This is a genomic window from Pantoea sp. Taur (assembly GCF_009830025.1).
Lineage (GTDB): Bacteria > Pseudomonadota > Gammaproteobacteria > Enterobacterales > Enterobacteriaceae > Pantoea > Pantoea communis.
In genome coordinates, this window is sequence record NZ_SZZZ01000003.1 from 47,606 (window position 1) to 60,839 (window position 13,234).

18 protein-coding genes are annotated in these 13,234 nt (G+C 50.2%); 9 read left to right on the forward strand and 9 right to left on the reverse strand.

Annotated elements, in window-relative coordinates; all coding sequences use genetic code 11:
- Window positions 1–7: 7 nt before the first annotated feature.
- The 3 genes from FD744_RS04775 to FD744_RS04785 all read right to left on the reverse strand — a co-directional run bounded on the left by FD744_RS04775 (window position 8) and on the right by FD744_RS04785 (window position 2,323).
- The gene (locus FD744_RS04775) at window positions 8–556 is read right to left on the reverse strand and encodes a hypothetical protein (RefSeq protein ID WP_237448828.1); all 549 of its coding nucleotides are present in this window, start codon (window positions 554–556) and stop codon (window positions 8–10) included.
- 455 nt (window positions 557–1,011) lie between these two features.
- Window positions 1,012–1,539, reverse strand: a complete 528-nt coding sequence (blc, locus tag FD744_RS04780; RefSeq protein ID WP_034829872.1) for an outer membrane lipoprotein Blc — start codon at window positions 1,537–1,539, stop codon at window positions 1,012–1,014.
- 100 nt (window positions 1,540–1,639) lie between these two features.
- A complete protein-coding gene (locus tag FD744_RS04785; protein WP_058960967.1) occupies window positions 1,640–2,323 on the reverse strand; it encodes a hypothetical protein in 684 nt (227 codons plus the stop codon).
- Between the two features lie 178 nt (window positions 2,324–2,501).
- On the opposite strand from FD744_RS04785, the gene FD744_RS04790 reads away from it, so the two are divergent.
- Window positions 2,502–2,855, forward strand: coding sequence for a DUF1428 domain-containing protein (locus FD744_RS04790; RefSeq protein WP_034829871.1), 354 nt, complete (start codon window positions 2,502–2,504; stop codon window positions 2,853–2,855).
- Between the two features lie 25 nt (window positions 2,856–2,880).
- Here the strand turns inward: FD744_RS04790 and FD744_RS04795 are convergent, their stop codons facing one another.
- On the reverse strand, window positions 2,881–3,300 hold the full coding sequence (locus FD744_RS04795) for a VOC family protein (RefSeq protein WP_373424358.1): 420 nt from the start codon (window positions 3,298–3,300) through the stop codon (window positions 2,881–2,883).
- 153 nt (window positions 3,301–3,453) lie between these two features.
- Here FD744_RS04795 and FD744_RS04800 point away from each other — a divergent pair, with 153 nt between their 5' ends.
- From FD744_RS04800 to FD744_RS04810, 3 genes are all read left to right on the forward strand, one after another.
- On the forward strand, window positions 3,454–3,900 hold the full coding sequence (locus tag FD744_RS04800) for an NUDIX hydrolase (RefSeq protein ID WP_306439521.1): 447 nt from the start codon (window positions 3,454–3,456) through the stop codon (window positions 3,898–3,900).
- A 67-nt stretch (window positions 3,901–3,967) separates the two neighbouring features.
- Window positions 3,968–4,609 (forward strand): LysE family translocator, encoded by a 642-nt coding sequence (locus FD744_RS04805; RefSeq protein ID WP_160867499.1) that lies wholly within the window; start codon window positions 3,968–3,970, stop codon window positions 4,607–4,609.
- Between the two features lie 119 nt (window positions 4,610–4,728).
- Complete coding sequence (locus tag FD744_RS04810) at window positions 4,729–5,592, forward strand: substrate-binding domain-containing protein (protein ID WP_160867500.1); 864 nt, start codon at window positions 4,729–4,731, stop codon at window positions 5,590–5,592.
- A gap of 35 nt (window positions 5,593–5,627) precedes the next feature.
- Here FD744_RS04810 and FD744_RS04815 read toward each other — a convergent pair whose 3' ends face one another.
- Together FD744_RS04815 and FD744_RS04820 are read right to left on the reverse strand one after the other, a co-directional pair.
- Window positions 5,628–6,170 (reverse strand): YbhB/YbcL family Raf kinase inhibitor-like protein, encoded by a 543-nt coding sequence (locus FD744_RS04815; RefSeq protein WP_160867501.1) that lies wholly within the window; start codon window positions 6,168–6,170, stop codon window positions 5,628–5,630.
- Between the two features lie 57 nt (window positions 6,171–6,227).
- Window positions 6,228–7,760 (reverse strand): MFS transporter, encoded by a 1,533-nt coding sequence (locus FD744_RS04820; protein WP_160867502.1) that lies wholly within the window; start codon window positions 7,758–7,760, stop codon window positions 6,228–6,230.
- 178 nt (window positions 7,761–7,938) lie between these two features.
- Between FD744_RS04820 and FD744_RS04825 the strand changes: the two genes are divergently transcribed.
- Complete coding sequence (locus FD744_RS04825; protein WP_160867503.1) at window positions 7,939–8,811, forward strand: LysR substrate-binding domain-containing protein; 873 nt, start codon at window positions 7,939–7,941, stop codon at window positions 8,809–8,811.
- On the opposite strand, the gene FD744_RS04830 is transcribed toward FD744_RS04825, so the two are convergent.
- Entirely contained in the window at window positions 8,812–8,988 is a 177-nt protein-coding gene (locus tag FD744_RS04830) for a DUF1289 domain-containing protein (RefSeq protein WP_034829866.1), read from the reverse strand.
- Between the two features lie 12 nt (window positions 8,989–9,000).
- Entirely contained in the window at window positions 9,001–9,984 is a 984-nt protein-coding gene (locus tag FD744_RS04835; protein ID WP_160867504.1) for a nickel/cobalt efflux protein RcnA, read from the reverse strand.
- A gap of 115 nt (window positions 9,985–10,099) precedes the next feature.
- Between FD744_RS04835 and FD744_RS04840 the strand changes: the two genes are divergently transcribed.
- Window positions 10,100–10,375 (forward strand): metal/formaldehyde-sensitive transcriptional repressor, encoded by a 276-nt coding sequence (locus FD744_RS04840; RefSeq protein WP_034824208.1) that lies wholly within the window; start codon window positions 10,100–10,102, stop codon window positions 10,373–10,375.
- 9 nt (window positions 10,376–10,384) lie between these two features.
- A complete protein-coding gene (locus tag FD744_RS04845) occupies window positions 10,385–10,735 on the forward strand; it encodes a DUF3147 family protein (RefSeq protein ID WP_034824206.1) in 351 nt (116 codons plus the stop codon).
- Window positions 10,736–10,907: 172 nt separating this feature from the next.
- Here the strand turns inward: FD744_RS04845 and FD744_RS04850 are convergent, their stop codons facing one another.
- Entirely contained in the window at window positions 10,908–11,444 is a 537-nt protein-coding gene (locus FD744_RS04850) for a cysteine hydrolase family protein (RefSeq protein ID WP_160867505.1), read from the reverse strand.
- Window positions 11,445–11,777: 333 nt separating this feature from the next.
- On the opposite strand from FD744_RS04850, the gene FD744_RS04855 reads away from it, so the two are divergent.
- Both FD744_RS04855 and FD744_RS04860 read left to right on the forward strand, forming a co-directional pair.
- Complete coding sequence (locus FD744_RS04855; RefSeq protein WP_160867506.1) at window positions 11,778–12,542, forward strand: AraC family transcriptional regulator; 765 nt, start codon at window positions 11,778–11,780, stop codon at window positions 12,540–12,542.
- Window positions 12,543–12,655: 113 nt separating this feature from the next.
- The gene (locus FD744_RS04860) at window positions 12,656–13,234 is read left to right on the forward strand and encodes a LysE family translocator (protein ID WP_373424369.1); all 579 of its coding nucleotides are present in this window, start codon (window positions 12,656–12,658) and stop codon (window positions 13,232–13,234) included.

Below are 13,234 nucleotides of genomic sequence, written 5' to 3' on the forward strand. Positions count from 1 at the left end.
GCAGAGCTTATCTAAAGCTCCATTGAATGGTGATAACAAATACCGAGGGGATAATAATCCCCGATTCAATGCCGAAATAGGGTGTGAAATTATATTGAAAGCCATGATAAATATAGGGTGAGAATCCTATTCCGGTGGCCTTTTTAAAGTCGTGATAGGAACCGTGATCGCCACAATCCTTAAAGGCATCGAAAAAAAACTCACCGGTGTAGCCGTAGATACCTTTAAAGGTCCAGCCATCATCCCAGGTTTTCCAGTCTTTTCTCACCCCTAACGCAAGACAGCGATCGTCAAAGCTGTTTTTCATGGTGCCGATCAGGACGCTATAGGTGGAATCTTCGGACAATTTTCTTTCTACCGAAAAGAAGTTATTCTCAAAATTCTCAGTGTATTGCCCATGATTCCCGGTCAGATGATAAACGTAGGAACCCGTGTTGATGGAATATAGGTTAATTTCGCTCGCTGGGCACTGCAGCGAAATGAGTGTTAATACAATCAGTAAGCCCCATAATAATCTGAGATTTGTTCTGGGGGATTCTTCTGTTATTTCATTCATTATTTCCTCACCACTGGCAATGCGATAATGAAAAAAGCGAACAGCAACCTGATGGGTTGACTCAACATGTTGATTGATAAGTCAGAATGATCAGAGCTTTGAAATTTTAGATAAGAATATTTTATACTGATAAAAACATAGACGATGACGTATTTTAGCAGCTTTTTTGAAAGGGCAATATTGCGAAGAGAGGCGCATTATAAACATGCCTGGTTATATGATTAATAAATAAGGGATTCGTTTAAATCAATCATTCATGTGCAGTTTTCACGGAATGATGTGTTCCTCACCCAATAAGGGGTAACCTGTGATAGGTTGCAAGCCTGCAAGTTATTGGTCATAAGCCGATTGAAGATTCTCCACCCCAACGCTGCAGCATAACCAGAATCTCACGCCCGGTTATGCTGAACTACACAGGGATGGAAAGTAGAATGACTTCATTCCTGAGTGCAGTTTTAACCTTGATCCACCCAGATGAGCCTATCCACATCAAACCCCAGCCTTTGCGCGATAGCCAGGTACTGTTTTTTCACTTGATTCGGAAGCTTCGGCTCTCGCGACAAGATCCATAAATAACCCCGATTTGGACCGCTCACTAGCGCGTATTGATAATCATCATCCAATGCGATCACGTTATAGCCGCCATAGAACGGGCCAAAAAAGGAGACTTTAAGCGCTGCGGTATCCGATTTGCCGGTGAAATAGGCCTTGCCCTCACTCTCACTCCACTCTTTTTTCACCGGATCATATCCACGATTCAGCACGTTTATGCCGCCATCGTTGCGTTGAGTATAAGTGGCTGTGACATGATCTTTGCCGCGCTCAAAGCGGTGATCCAGGCGGGCGATTTCGTACCATTTGCCCAAATAGCGGTTGGCATCAAAAGGGCTGATAGGCGTGACACCTTTTGGTGGTGTCGGGGATTTACAGGCAACCAGCGTTAACGATAACGCGGCAAGTGCGGCGATGGGCCATATTTTCATTACTGCTCCTTTATCGATCCTGATCCGTATTAAAGGGTATGTCAGCATGATTATAGGCAAGAAATATCGAGGCGGCCCTTAGGCCACCTGATGCAGGGGATTATTTCTTCTCTTTATCTTCGTCAGCCGGAATCAGTGGCTCATCAATCGCAATAGAGGTGCCTGACTTCAGCAATTGAATATCGAGTATCACGTAGGTCATGGTGGTGATAAACAAAGAAATCACGCTGCCAATCACGCCGCTGGTGGTGAAGGTGAAATAGTTGTACATCACCACCCAGGTCACACAAATAAACAGGGCAAGCGCAACGTTAATGGCTGACTGTGAATAGTTGGTGGTGCGAGCGCCCATCTCATTGATTTGCTTATAGAGGTTGGTGCCAACGTATTTCTCCAGCACAAAAATGCCTTGATCCCAACTGCGCAGGCGTCGCGCGCTGCTGCGGGTGAAGAACAGGAATAACAACGAGACAAACAGACCGGAAAAGGCGATCAGCACGGGGACAGCTTCTAATGCATATACCAAACTTTTGTGGCTGGGTGCTTGTGCGGTGAGATCCAGCGTCAGCGAGGCACCCAGGACGGCATAGAGGAAAATAAACAACGCCAAAAACACTGCATTGCGTTTCCAGTCGAGTTCCGCTTCGTGATTTTTCTGCTGCCGAGCGATGTCGAGGGCGTGTTGTAAACGCGTGTCGCTGGATTGGGTATCCACTTGCCCTATCTCTTCTCCGAGCAAACGGTGAATAAACGGCTGATCGGCCGAATCAATGGTGATGCGCATAACTATCCTGATGGCGTAACTATCGAGGTGCACAGTGTAACGCAATTTCGGCCGCAGGCAGGAATCTGCGAGACAACACGCAGTTTCAGTGCTGCAGTTGCTCATGATTTGCACATCATTTGTACACTTTACTCTGCGGTCACTGTCGGCCGTGTACAGCACGACGGAGGAATAGCCTATGTCGTACGTAGATGGTTTTGTCGTTGCGGTGCCTGAAGTTAATAAAGAGGATTACCGTGCCATGGCGGCCAAAGCAGCGCCGCTGTTTAAGGAGTTTGGTGCCACCCGCATCGTGGAGTGCTGGGCAGATGATGTGCCTGAAGGCAAGCTCACGGATTTTTATCGGTCGGTGAAAGCGGAAGAGGGAGAAACAGTGGTGTTCAGCTGGATTGAATATCCCTCACGTGAAGTGCGTGATGCGGCCAATCAGAAAATGATGTCCGATCCGCGGATGAAAGAGATGGGCGAAAACATGCCGTTTGATGGCAAAAGAATGATTTACGGCGGTTTCTCGATTCTACTCGAAGAGTAATGAGCAGGGCGCGTTGGCGCCCTGCTCATTTATAAACGTTCAGACATGCGGAGGGTTGCGGCCACTGCTGACACTGGATGACGGTTCGATAACCATCGTGATCTTCATATGTTTTTCCGTTTTGATCCCAGTAAGGGTTGAACGAACTAACCTGCTTAAATCCCGCAGATATCATTTGCTGGCAGGTTTGCTGCCATTCATCACGCTCGGGTAAATACAGCACCAACAGGTCTTCCGCTGATGGAGAAGGGATAACCGGATGTGAAGTGCATTGTGTGAACTCGAGATGCCAGGGGATGCCCGCTTTTCCCAGCATAACCCCATTAAAGCCGTGATGATCTTCAAAGGCGCCAATCACATCCAGTCCTAATCCTGACTGGTAAAGTTCACGGCTGCGTTCCAGCTGTGAGACCGGTCGCGCCACGCGTAGGGTAAGTGTTGCCACAAGTTGAACTCCATGACGATTATGTTTAGTCCTGCAACTCATACTGTAGCGGGCACAAAAGAGTGATGGCGCAATGTGTGCTCATTGCGAATTAAGCTGGCTTAATTGTCATGTTGTAGCGCTATTTTTCTTAAATCTTATCTGGGGGAGAGCATGATGAGCTATGTCAGTGAGATGAGAACCTTAGTTGGACATCGTATGTTGCTGCTTGCGGGAGCGAACGTCATCATCCTTGATGATAAGCAACGTATTTTACTACAGCAGCGATTAGACGGAAGCTGGGGACTACCCGGTGGGTTGATGGAACCGGGTGAAAGCCTCGAACAAACCGCTGTGCGTGAAGTGAAAGAAGAGACGAACATTGATATCGATGAACTTCATTTTTTGAAGGTCTTTTCTGGCAAAGAATTTACTTTTACGCTTAATAATAAAGATGAAATCAATGTCGTCACCGCGCTCTACTGGTCAAAAAAATGGCATGGTAATTTAATAAATGATAAAAGTGAGGGGTTATCATTGGCATTCTTCACCACTGATGATATGCCCGATAATATGAGCGAAGAGTATCAACTCTACCTTCGTTACTTTGTCTCAAAATAAATCGTCATCAGATTGGATTACGTGGCCATACTCAGTACAACAAACGCCACTTCAACAAGGAGTTAGCATGCTGGATATCATCCATTTCCCCCTGTTCCTCATTTCGGTATTCCTGCTGTGTATCACGCCGGGGCCGGACCTCGCTTATGTGATCGGGCAAAGCGTGGCCAATGGGCGACGCAGCGGCGTGATATCTGCGAGCGGTGTGGCGCTCGGCAGCTGTACTCATGCGCTGGCCAGTGCAATAGGCTTAACGGCGTTAATTACCACCTCGCCGATGTTATTTACAGCGATTAAATATATCGGGGCTGCTTATCTTATTTATTTAGGTGGCAAGATGGTGTGGGAAACGTTTATTGCCAAACCACAGGGATGTCGCTCACAGACTCAGGTGCCACGCTCCAATACCCGTAATCTTTTAGTACGCGGTTTTATTACCTCTATCACTAATCCCAAAGTGTTATTGTTTTTCATTTCTTTCTTCCCACAATTCGTCGTGGTAGAGGGTAACTATCATGCGAGTTCCTTCCTGCTGTTGGGACTAACATACGCGGTGATTGGGTTGATCACTGATGTGACGTTTGCCCTGCTGGCGGGCGGTGCTGCGAGTGCAGTATCGCGCAACATTACGCTGCAAAAGCTGCTGGATCGTATCGTCGGTATGACATTCATTGGCCTGGGAATTCGCCTGGCCCTGACCCGACGTTAAAAATGCAGAAGAGACAGCAAGTCTGATGATTGGCGATAGCGACTTAATCGGGTAACGTGAAGTGTCTTACCTTACCTACAAAATAATGACCGCACGCTAAGTTGCAGGAGAGCTCGTTCATGGCCGTTAATCCCAATATCATCGGCATCGTCAGCGATGAATTCACCAACCCAAATACCATCACGATGCTGAATGAAATGACGCGTCAGTTAAACGCGCGTGGTTTAGTGACGCTGTTGCTGAATGTCGATTCAGCAGAAAACTATCAACGTATGTTGCAGAATGCCGCATCTTTGCCGCTGGCGGGGTTGGTATTTCTGACATCCCTGTTTGAGGATGAATTGCATACCGCAGCAAAACTACTGCCTGACGTGGCGACGGTGCATTTAAGCCAGAGCCGTGAAGCAGGTGCTGAGGTCGTGATTGCCGATGGTTTCGATGCGGGTGCCGAGATGGGGTCATTGTTACTGTCGCAAGGACATCAGCGCTTTGGCTTTATGCACAGCCAGGAATACGCCGATCCCGTGCGTCAAATGGCAGGTCTGGTTTCCAGCCTTGAGGCGGAACACAAAACGCTGAACGTTCAGCTGGTGGCCGGGGCTAACGATCGAGAACTGGCTTATCAGACCATGATGGCCTACCTAAAGAAAACCCGTGCAGCGGAGCGCATTAATGCACTGTTCTGCGAAAGCGATGTGCTGGCCTTTGGTGCATTGCAGGCAGTGCGCGATTTTGGCCAGGGCGCACACGTGGCAGTCGTAGGTTTTGATGATGTGGATGAAGCCCGCGCCTCAACCTGGCATCTGACCAGTTGGGCACAGCGTCGTGATTTGCTGGTCAACGAAGCACTGAATCGCTTACTGGAAAATCGTGCTGATACCGGCAACGATTGGCAGCAAGGTGAGTTGCAAGTTCGCCACTCCCATCACGGAAAATATGTGCCGGGAGAAATGTCGCAGTGTGGTTGTGCTATTCGTCACTGACTCAACGGGGTCGCCAGGCCGGCGACCCGTTTCAATCAATTGCCTAATCGCCCTATCAAACTGGCTGAGCCCAGTGCGTGGCCTTTCATTTTTGCGACTAACTCAGTGTGACTCAATCCTGCAGGTAAGCTGCCTTTTGCAAGATCGGTTGCCACCATCACAAAGTTATAGTGGTGATAGCCCGCGCCAGCGGGTGGGCAAGGGCCATAATAGCTTTGGGTGCCAGGTGAGTTGGTGCCATAGCTGAAATCTCCGCCCTTATTTAATTCACCCTGTTGGAATGCTTTGCGCGTAGCATCAATGTTGTATGCCAGCATATGTGTCACTCCCAAACCCTTAGCGCCAGCCGGATCGGTCAGCAGTAGCACATAACTTTGAGTGCCTGCGGGCGGATTGGACCAGTTGAGAGCGGGCGAGATGTTTTCGCCGCTACAAGACAGGTTGTGCTTATCGTTGCCACCCAATGCTTTCTTCATCACGCCGTTATCGGCGAAGTCTGCTGACTTAAGCGAAAACGCCGCCGCATGGGCAAACAGTGGCAGGCTGCTTAAGCAGAGTAGGGTCAGTAACTTCTTCATTATTGCTCCTCAACAAGGACGGGTTGTGCGTGCGACAGTCGATCCCACGCGTGAAAATTAGCGCTGGGCTAGCGCCGTTGGCTGACGCGCCGAATAGAGCACAACGATGGCGGAAAACAGGGCAAATGCTGCAGCACACAACAACATGCTGGCAAATCCATCGGCGTAGCTGGTAATGATGAGTGGTTGTAAAGAGACCTGATGAACGGCGTCATACATCGCCAGTGCATGGCGGAAATCGCCGGCGATAACCTGCGCGCTAAAACCGGGTTGAAGGGACAACTGCGCGTGTAGCATCGCTGATTGTAATTGCCACTGTGTGCTGGCCGCCAGAATCGCGCCCAGCGTGGCAAATCCTAACAAAATGCCGGAAAAACGGGCTGTTGTGCTGATACCCGATGCCATTCCTGCCTGCTGCGGCGGTACGGTTGCCATAATCGCCTTTTGGGTTTCGCCATTGAGCAGCCCACCGCCACTGCCGAGTAGGGCCATACCCGCCAGGGTCAGCAGCAAATGGTGTTGGTACACGGCAGTCGCAATCACCATGTTGCCAAAGGAGACGGTGACCAGGCCAAGAGCCAGTAAAGTGGCGGCATGCAGGCGTTTGCCGAGCCAGCGCGCCACAACAGGAAACAGCAGCATTGCCAAAGCGAAAGGCAGCATACCCGCTCCGGCCATTAACGGCGTCATTCCCTCAACATTCTGTAATAACAGCGGCAGTAATGAGGTCATAACTTGCGCGGTGGCAGCGTAAGCAAACATCGCTAATACTGCGCCAATAAAGGGGAACGAGCGGAAAAGTTGCAGATTCAACATCGGCCTGCTTTTGCCACTTTCCACACGGATAAATAGGCCAAACCACAACGCGCCGAGACACAATCTGCCCACCACTTCACGGCTCAACCAGCCATGTTGCGGCGCTAATATTAATGCCCAGGTCAAACAGAACATGCCTGCGATAAACAGCGCGATGCCAGGTAAATCGAGTTTACCCGCGTGTTCATGCCTGGATTCCTCAATGTGGCGGGTGACGGCCAGCATCAGCAGGGCACAAATAGGAATATTGACAAAAAATGTCCAGCGCCAGCCAAGCAACGTACTGATCATGCCGCCGGCTAACGGTGCCAGCACCATGGTCAATCCCATCACACCGCCCCAAATCGCCCATGCCCGGTTACGTGCCTGACTATCGCGAAAGCTGTGCGCGATAATGGCCAGTGCTGGCGCCAGCAGAAATGCGGAGCCAATACCCTGAACCGCACGGGCAATATTGAGTGCCAAAACGCTGGTCGCCATGCCACAGGCGAGTGAGGCCAGTGCAAACAGTAAAATGCCGCCGAGAAAGAGTCGGCGTCGGCCAAATTTGTCTGCCAGCGACCCTGCCGGCAAAAGGAGTGAGGAAAAGCTCAGCACGTAAGCGCCAATGACCCATTCCATGTCTGCAAAAGAAGCATGCAGACCTTTAGCGATGGTTGGCAACATAACGCCGACGATATTGGTGTCGATTACCGTCAATGCGCACCCGGTTGAGGCGACGAGTAAAACACGATTCAGATGGCGATGGTCGAGCGCGATGGTAGCAGTGGACATCTTTTCTCCCGCGAGCAAGGTAGTGAATGCTTTACAGCTTGAATCCATCACGGAAGTCATTCAATAAACAGTATTGGAGTTATTGTTAGGCAAAAACTAACAACATTTATATTGCTGGCGTTTCCGTTTCAGGTAATGATCGACATTTTCATCACACAAGATAAGTAGGAGGTAAAACGTGGAATTACGCCATCTACGCTATTTTCTGGAACTGGCAAAAACGCTGCATTATGGCGTGGCGGCTGAGAATCTTAATATATCCACGCCGACGCTGTCGGTGCAGATTAATCAATTGGAAGAAGAATTAGGTGCGCCATTATTTTATCGTACTCAACGCAAAGTCGAGTTGACGCAGATTGGAGAAATTTTCCAACAGGAGGCGCGCGAGACTCTACAACATGCCGAGCAGGCCAAATCCCGAGTACGTAGTGCCGCTCGCGGCGAACGCGGTTATATCCGCGTGGGCTATGTGGCATCCGCACTATTATCTGGCATTTTAACCCGGTTATTGACGAGCTTTAGTGCCAGCGCACCTGATATCTCAATCAATGCACGTGAATCAGTCATGGATACACTGGCCACTCAGGTCAGTGAACGTAATATTGATGTTGCGTTTGTGCGCGGTCCTGTGCCGTTGCCTGCCGATGTCGGATACATTGAAGTCGAGCAAGATCATTTCGCATTAGCACTGCCGGATAACCACCCGCTGGTTGCGCAGGAACAACCCATCGAACCTGCGCAACTTAAAGGGGAAACCTTTATTTTGCCTGAACAAGTGTCTGGCACCGTGACCTTTGCACAGCGTGGTGGGTTTATTCTGAGTCGTAGCTGGTCGGCGGGCAGTTTAAATGAAGTGCTGGCCAATGTCGCATTAGGTAATGGTGTCGCGGTAATACCGGCTATTCTGGTGACTCAATTAAAATTAACCGGCATCACTTATCGCGAAATACCCGGAGCCGTTATTCCTTCATCCATTTGGTTCTTATATCGTAAACGTGAACGTACTCCCGCAGTGAATAAGCTGGTGCGCATGATTGAACGAAGCACCTGACTATTTTATTTGCAACGTCGCAACGCGATCTTTCAATGCGCGTTCAATCGCCTTGCGGTGATAGGGTGACATTTTGCGCCACTCCTGTGCCTCTTTACGCGTACGGCCACAGGCACGACACCAGCCATTTTTTCCCTCAAAAATACAGACATCAGTACAAGGCGATTTTACAGACATGGAAATAATTCCTTATTGGGTGAGGCCACTGTAGCCATGGAACATCATATAGACGCCCACGATGGCAATCAGGGCACTAGAGAAGTAAGGTGCGCGGCGTGCAATATCGGCGAAACCTTTCCATCGACGGGATACATGCCGAACACTTAGCGCCGCACCTACGCCGACGGTCACCAGCGTAAGCGCCAGGCCGATGCTGAAGCAGACCACCAGCGCCGCACCAAGACTAAACTGCTTCACCTGCAGGCAGAGGAGGAGGACCGTGATCGCTGCGGGGCAGGGAATTAATCCCCCCGTCAGGCCGAAGAGAAGAATTTGCAGATTGCTGATTTCACGGCCATCAAAGCGTCGGCGTATGTCTTCCGCGTGCGCGCGCTCGTGAGCATCCTGATATTCCTGAGAACCTTCCGCGAACCTGGCCAATTCGCCATGATGTCCTTGTTCATGATGATGCCCGTGCCCATGATGATGCTCATGCTCATGATGATGCTCATGCTCATGATGATGCTCATGTTCATGATGATGCCCATGCTCATGATGATGCTCATGATGATGCCCGTGCCCATGATGATGCCCGTGCTCATGATGATTCCCATGTTCATGATGATGATCCTGCGTATGTTCATGATCGTGGTGCTGATGCCACGCTTGTGCTTCAGACCAGGTACGCCAGAACATCCAGGCAGCTGTTGCAATGATAATGAGGCCTGAAATCAGCTGCAGCCAGGGTTCGGCAGCTTCGGCAGTAAACTGCCGACTGATATACATTCCGCCCATCGCAATCAGCCATACCACCGCAGTGTGGGAAAAAGTGGCTGCCAGACCCAGCATCACCGCCTGGCGAACACTGCCACGGATGGCGACGATAAATGCCGCCATCATCGTCTTAGAGTGACCCGGCTCCAGGCCGTGCAACGCCCCAAGCAAGATGGCGCTGGGGATAAACAGCAACGCGCTAGACGTGCCCTGGCTCAGCAGGGCAGCGAAATCATTCATGGTGTGCATCTCGTGTCGTGATAAGTTGAAAGCGGCATTGCAGTGCCGTAAAATCAAAAAATTCAAAGAAAATATACTATACCCCAGTATACATTAAGATCAACAGGAGCCGACAATGGGCCATACACTCAAGCATCAGAAAAGCCTGTTAACCCGCGTACGTCGTATTAAAGGGCAGGCAGCTTCGCTCGAGACCGCATTGGAATCGGGTGAGGAGTGCCTAAAAGTGTTGCAGCAGGTAGCAGCGGTACGCGGGGCAGTTAATGGTCTAATGGCAGAACTGCTGGAGGGGCATATCAAAGAGCACCTGATGAATGAATCTGCCACCGAAGCGGAGCGCACTCAGGATTTGGAAGAGATTGTCAGCGTTATTCGTTCATATCTGAAGTAGGAGCAAACCATGCTGTGGCTCATCGTAAAATACGCCATCACGGCGGGCATGGTGGTGCTGATTTCTGAAGTGGCGAAACGCAGTGACCGTCTCGGAGGGTTGATTGCGGCGCTGCCATTAGTGACGATATTGGTGCTGATCTGGATGAAGCTGGAAGGTCAGAGCCAGGCAAAGATCGCCAGCCACGCCTGGTATACCTTCTGGTACGTGGTGCCAACCCTGCCGATGTTTGTCGCCTTTCCATTTCTCTATCAGCGCTGGGGATTTTGGCCCACGCTGGTGGCGAGTTGCCTGTTAACTATCGTGCTTTTTGTCCTGTGGGCAACGTTGCTAAAGCGCTTTGGCATACAATTGATGTAGTCTGATATTTTATGCCTGCACCCGTTTTCTTTACTCCTTTTTTATCTCGCGCTTGATGAATGAGGAGGGAGAATCCAGCACACAGGTTTATCAAAGTATTTTACTGGGTGCGGGATTCAGCGGGCGCGCGCGGTACTGAGGTCAGGGCGCGATATTGAGCGCGCCCAAACATTCAAATGAGCGCGTCAGCCGTTGCCGCCAGTTGGGCAAACGGACCCGATAGCGTTTGGTTATGATGGGCAATGATCTGGGATGCACTCATCTGCCCGTTGTCTGTCGTGCTATGTGCATCGCTGATTAATACCACGCGAAAGCCTAAGTCTGCCGCTGCCCGGCAAGTCGTATCCACGCAATATTCTGTTTTCATACCACAAATCACCAACTCTTCAATTCCGGCGAGTTGTAGCGAAGCCAGGAGCGTCGTGCCACGGAAACAGTTGGGGTAGCGTTTTACAAACACACCATCCAACTCGGCATCTATCGCCAACTGTGGAATAAGCTGCGTGAGCGGACTGCTTTCGGCAAGAGGTGTTCCCTCAGGCCCGGTATGGCGAGCAGCAAAGATCGGAGCTTTTGCGTCGCGTGCCCGGGCAATCAACGTGTTGATATTGTTCAGCAGAGTTTCTGCGGCAAATGGCTGCTGCGGCGCAAAAAACAAGCCGTGCTGCATATCGACAATCAATAGCGCTTTTTTACTTGAGGATGGCATGGTGTGTCTCCTTTCACTGGGTGATGAACGGAGACAATCCCCGTCCATTGGCTGACGGGGTGAGGATTCTGTACGCTTACGTTTTTGCTACAGATACACTCACGCCGCCGACGAATGCGGTGGTGGTTGTCACTGTGGTCAACGTAATGAACCAAGACATCATCGGCTCGCGGCAGATTGGGGAATAAATCTGACGTTAGCACAACATCGTACAAAATCCCTGCGTTTTTTTTCTGCTGAGAGGAAAAGGCGCTAAAGTAGCAGTGAGTGTGTATCTGCGGAGAAACGACGTTGGTAAAGCCCGTCCACTTGTCACGCGTTCTGCATAGCCCCATGGCGGGTACAGAGGCCATGGCGCTGCAGAGCGAACATACCTTTCCGCGCCATTCCCATGATCACTTCGGGATTGGTGTCATCTCGCAAGGTGCACAGCGCTCATGGAGCCTGCTGGGGCAGATAGAGGCCGGTCCTGGAGATGTGATTATTGTCAATCCGGGAGAAGTGCACGATGGTATGCCGCTTCAGGGCGCGCGTAGCTGGCAGATAATCTATCTGGAACCTGAACTGTTGTGGCAGGAGTTAGGGATGGAGAGGAGTGATGCCGATGCAGTGCTGAAGCCGTTAGTCAGAGACAACTCTCTGAGCCATCGTCTGTTTCAGTTATTTTTCGCCCTAAATCAGACCAAGGTTGAACCGGGTTTTCTCGAAGAGACGTTATTACAATGCTTAATGCACCTCTGTCATCACCACCTTCTGACCCTGGCTTTCCCGCCCAACATGACGCCCACGATACAATGGGCAAAGCAATATTTAGATGATGCTCCATCACGTCAGACGAGCCTGAGTGAATTGGCAACGTTGTGTGGGCTAAGTCGATTCCAACTTTTGCGCAGTTTTGCTCGTGAAGTTGGAATGACGCCCCATGCCTATCTCATGCAGTTGCGCGTCCGTAATGCAAGACAATGGCTGGCAAAAGGGAATAGTGTGGCTGATGCCGCTGTTATGAGTGGTTTTGCCGATCAAAGCCACCTCACGCGTGCATTCTCGCGCCAAATGGGTATCACGCCGTCACGCTATCAAAAAGCCATTCTGCTGTAATCCTCTGCAATTTTATTCAAGACGCTGGCCTTTCGTGAATTGATACTCAGGCGATACATTCGACTGAGGGATTAAAAATGCACGCTGGAATAGAGTTTTATGTCACTACTTTGGTGGTGGTGATGTCACCGGGCCCTGGGGCTATGTTAACTATCGCCAGCGGTCTGAATCGAGGAATGCGTGTCAGTTTTATTACGGCTTTAGGGTGCACGCTCGGTATTGTGCCGCATCTTCTCGCTGCATTGCTGGGATTAGCCGTTATTTTTCATACCAGTGACTACGCATTCAACATGTTGAAGCTAATCGGCGTTGGCTACTTGCTCAACATGGCGTGGATGGCGCTACGTGAGCGGACGTCACTGACCACTGAGGTGGAGAGTAAAAAATCCGCATTGCGTATTATTAACCATGCTCTGTTACTCAATCTCTTTAACCCTAATTTATCGCTGTTTTTTCTGGCTTTTTTACCGCAATTCATCGCTTCAGAGAGTTCGACGCCGACACAAGATATGTTAGTACTGAGTGCCATTTTTATGTTGCTGACGCTTTTCATCTTTATGTTGTATGGCGCTTTTGCCGCGCTGATGAGGCGTCGGGTGCTCGAAAAACCGCGCGTGATGCGCTTTATGAACCGAATCTTTGCGTTGAGCTTTGTTTGCCTGGGCATCAAATTGCTCATCAGTTCGCGATAA

What these genes read in the sequence shown, in the direction of transcription:
- FD744_RS04835 (WP_160867504.1), bottom strand. Translation starts at nt 9,984, where the DNA reads ATGAATGATTTCGCTGCCCTGCTGAGCCAGGGCACGTCTAGCGCGTTG.
- FD744_RS04850 (WP_160867505.1), bottom strand. Translation starts at nt 11,444, where the DNA reads ATGCCATCCTCAAGTAAAAAAGCGCTATTGATTGTCGATATGCAGCAC.
- FD744_RS04810 (WP_160867500.1), top strand. Translation starts at nt 4,729, where the DNA reads ATGGCCGTTAATCCCAATATCATCGGCATCGTCAGCGATGAATTCACC.
- FD744_RS04830 (WP_034829866.1), bottom strand. Translation starts at nt 8,988, where the DNA reads ATGTCTGTAAAATCGCCTTGTACTGATGTCTGTATTTTTGAGGGAAAA.
- FD744_RS04775 (WP_237448828.1), bottom strand. Translation starts at nt 556, where the DNA reads ATGAATGAAATAACAGAAGAATCCCCCAGAACAAATCTCAGATTATTA.
- FD744_RS04845 (WP_034824206.1), top strand. Translation starts at nt 10,385, where the DNA reads ATGCTGTGGCTCATCGTAAAATACGCCATCACGGCGGGCATGGTGGTG.
- FD744_RS04785 (WP_058960967.1), bottom strand. Translation starts at nt 2,323, where the DNA reads ATGCGCATCACCATTGATTCGGCCGATCAGCCGTTTATTCACCGTTTG.
- FD744_RS04800 (WP_306439521.1), top strand. Translation starts at nt 3,454, where the DNA reads ATGATGAGCTATGTCAGTGAGATGAGAACCTTAGTTGGACATCGTATG.
- FD744_RS04815 (WP_160867501.1), bottom strand. Translation starts at nt 6,170, where the DNA reads ATGAAGAAGTTACTGACCCTACTCTGCTTAAGCAGCCTGCCACTGTTT.
- FD744_RS04820 (WP_160867502.1), bottom strand. Translation starts at nt 7,760, where the DNA reads ATGTCCACTGCTACCATCGCGCTCGACCATCGCCATCTGAATCGTGTT.
- FD744_RS04805 (WP_160867499.1), top strand. Translation starts at nt 3,968, where the DNA reads ATGCTGGATATCATCCATTTCCCCCTGTTCCTCATTTCGGTATTCCTG.
- FD744_RS04855 (WP_160867506.1), top strand. Translation starts at nt 11,778, where the DNA reads ATGGCGGGTACAGAGGCCATGGCGCTGCAGAGCGAACATACCTTTCCG.
- FD744_RS04840 (WP_034824208.1), top strand. Translation starts at nt 10,100, where the DNA reads ATGGGCCATACACTCAAGCATCAGAAAAGCCTGTTAACCCGCGTACGT.
- blc (WP_034829872.1), bottom strand. Translation starts at nt 1,539, where the DNA reads ATGAAAATATGGCCCATCGCCGCACTTGCCGCGTTATCGTTAACGCTG.
- FD744_RS04790 (WP_034829871.1), top strand. Translation starts at nt 2,502, where the DNA reads ATGTCGTACGTAGATGGTTTTGTCGTTGCGGTGCCTGAAGTTAATAAA.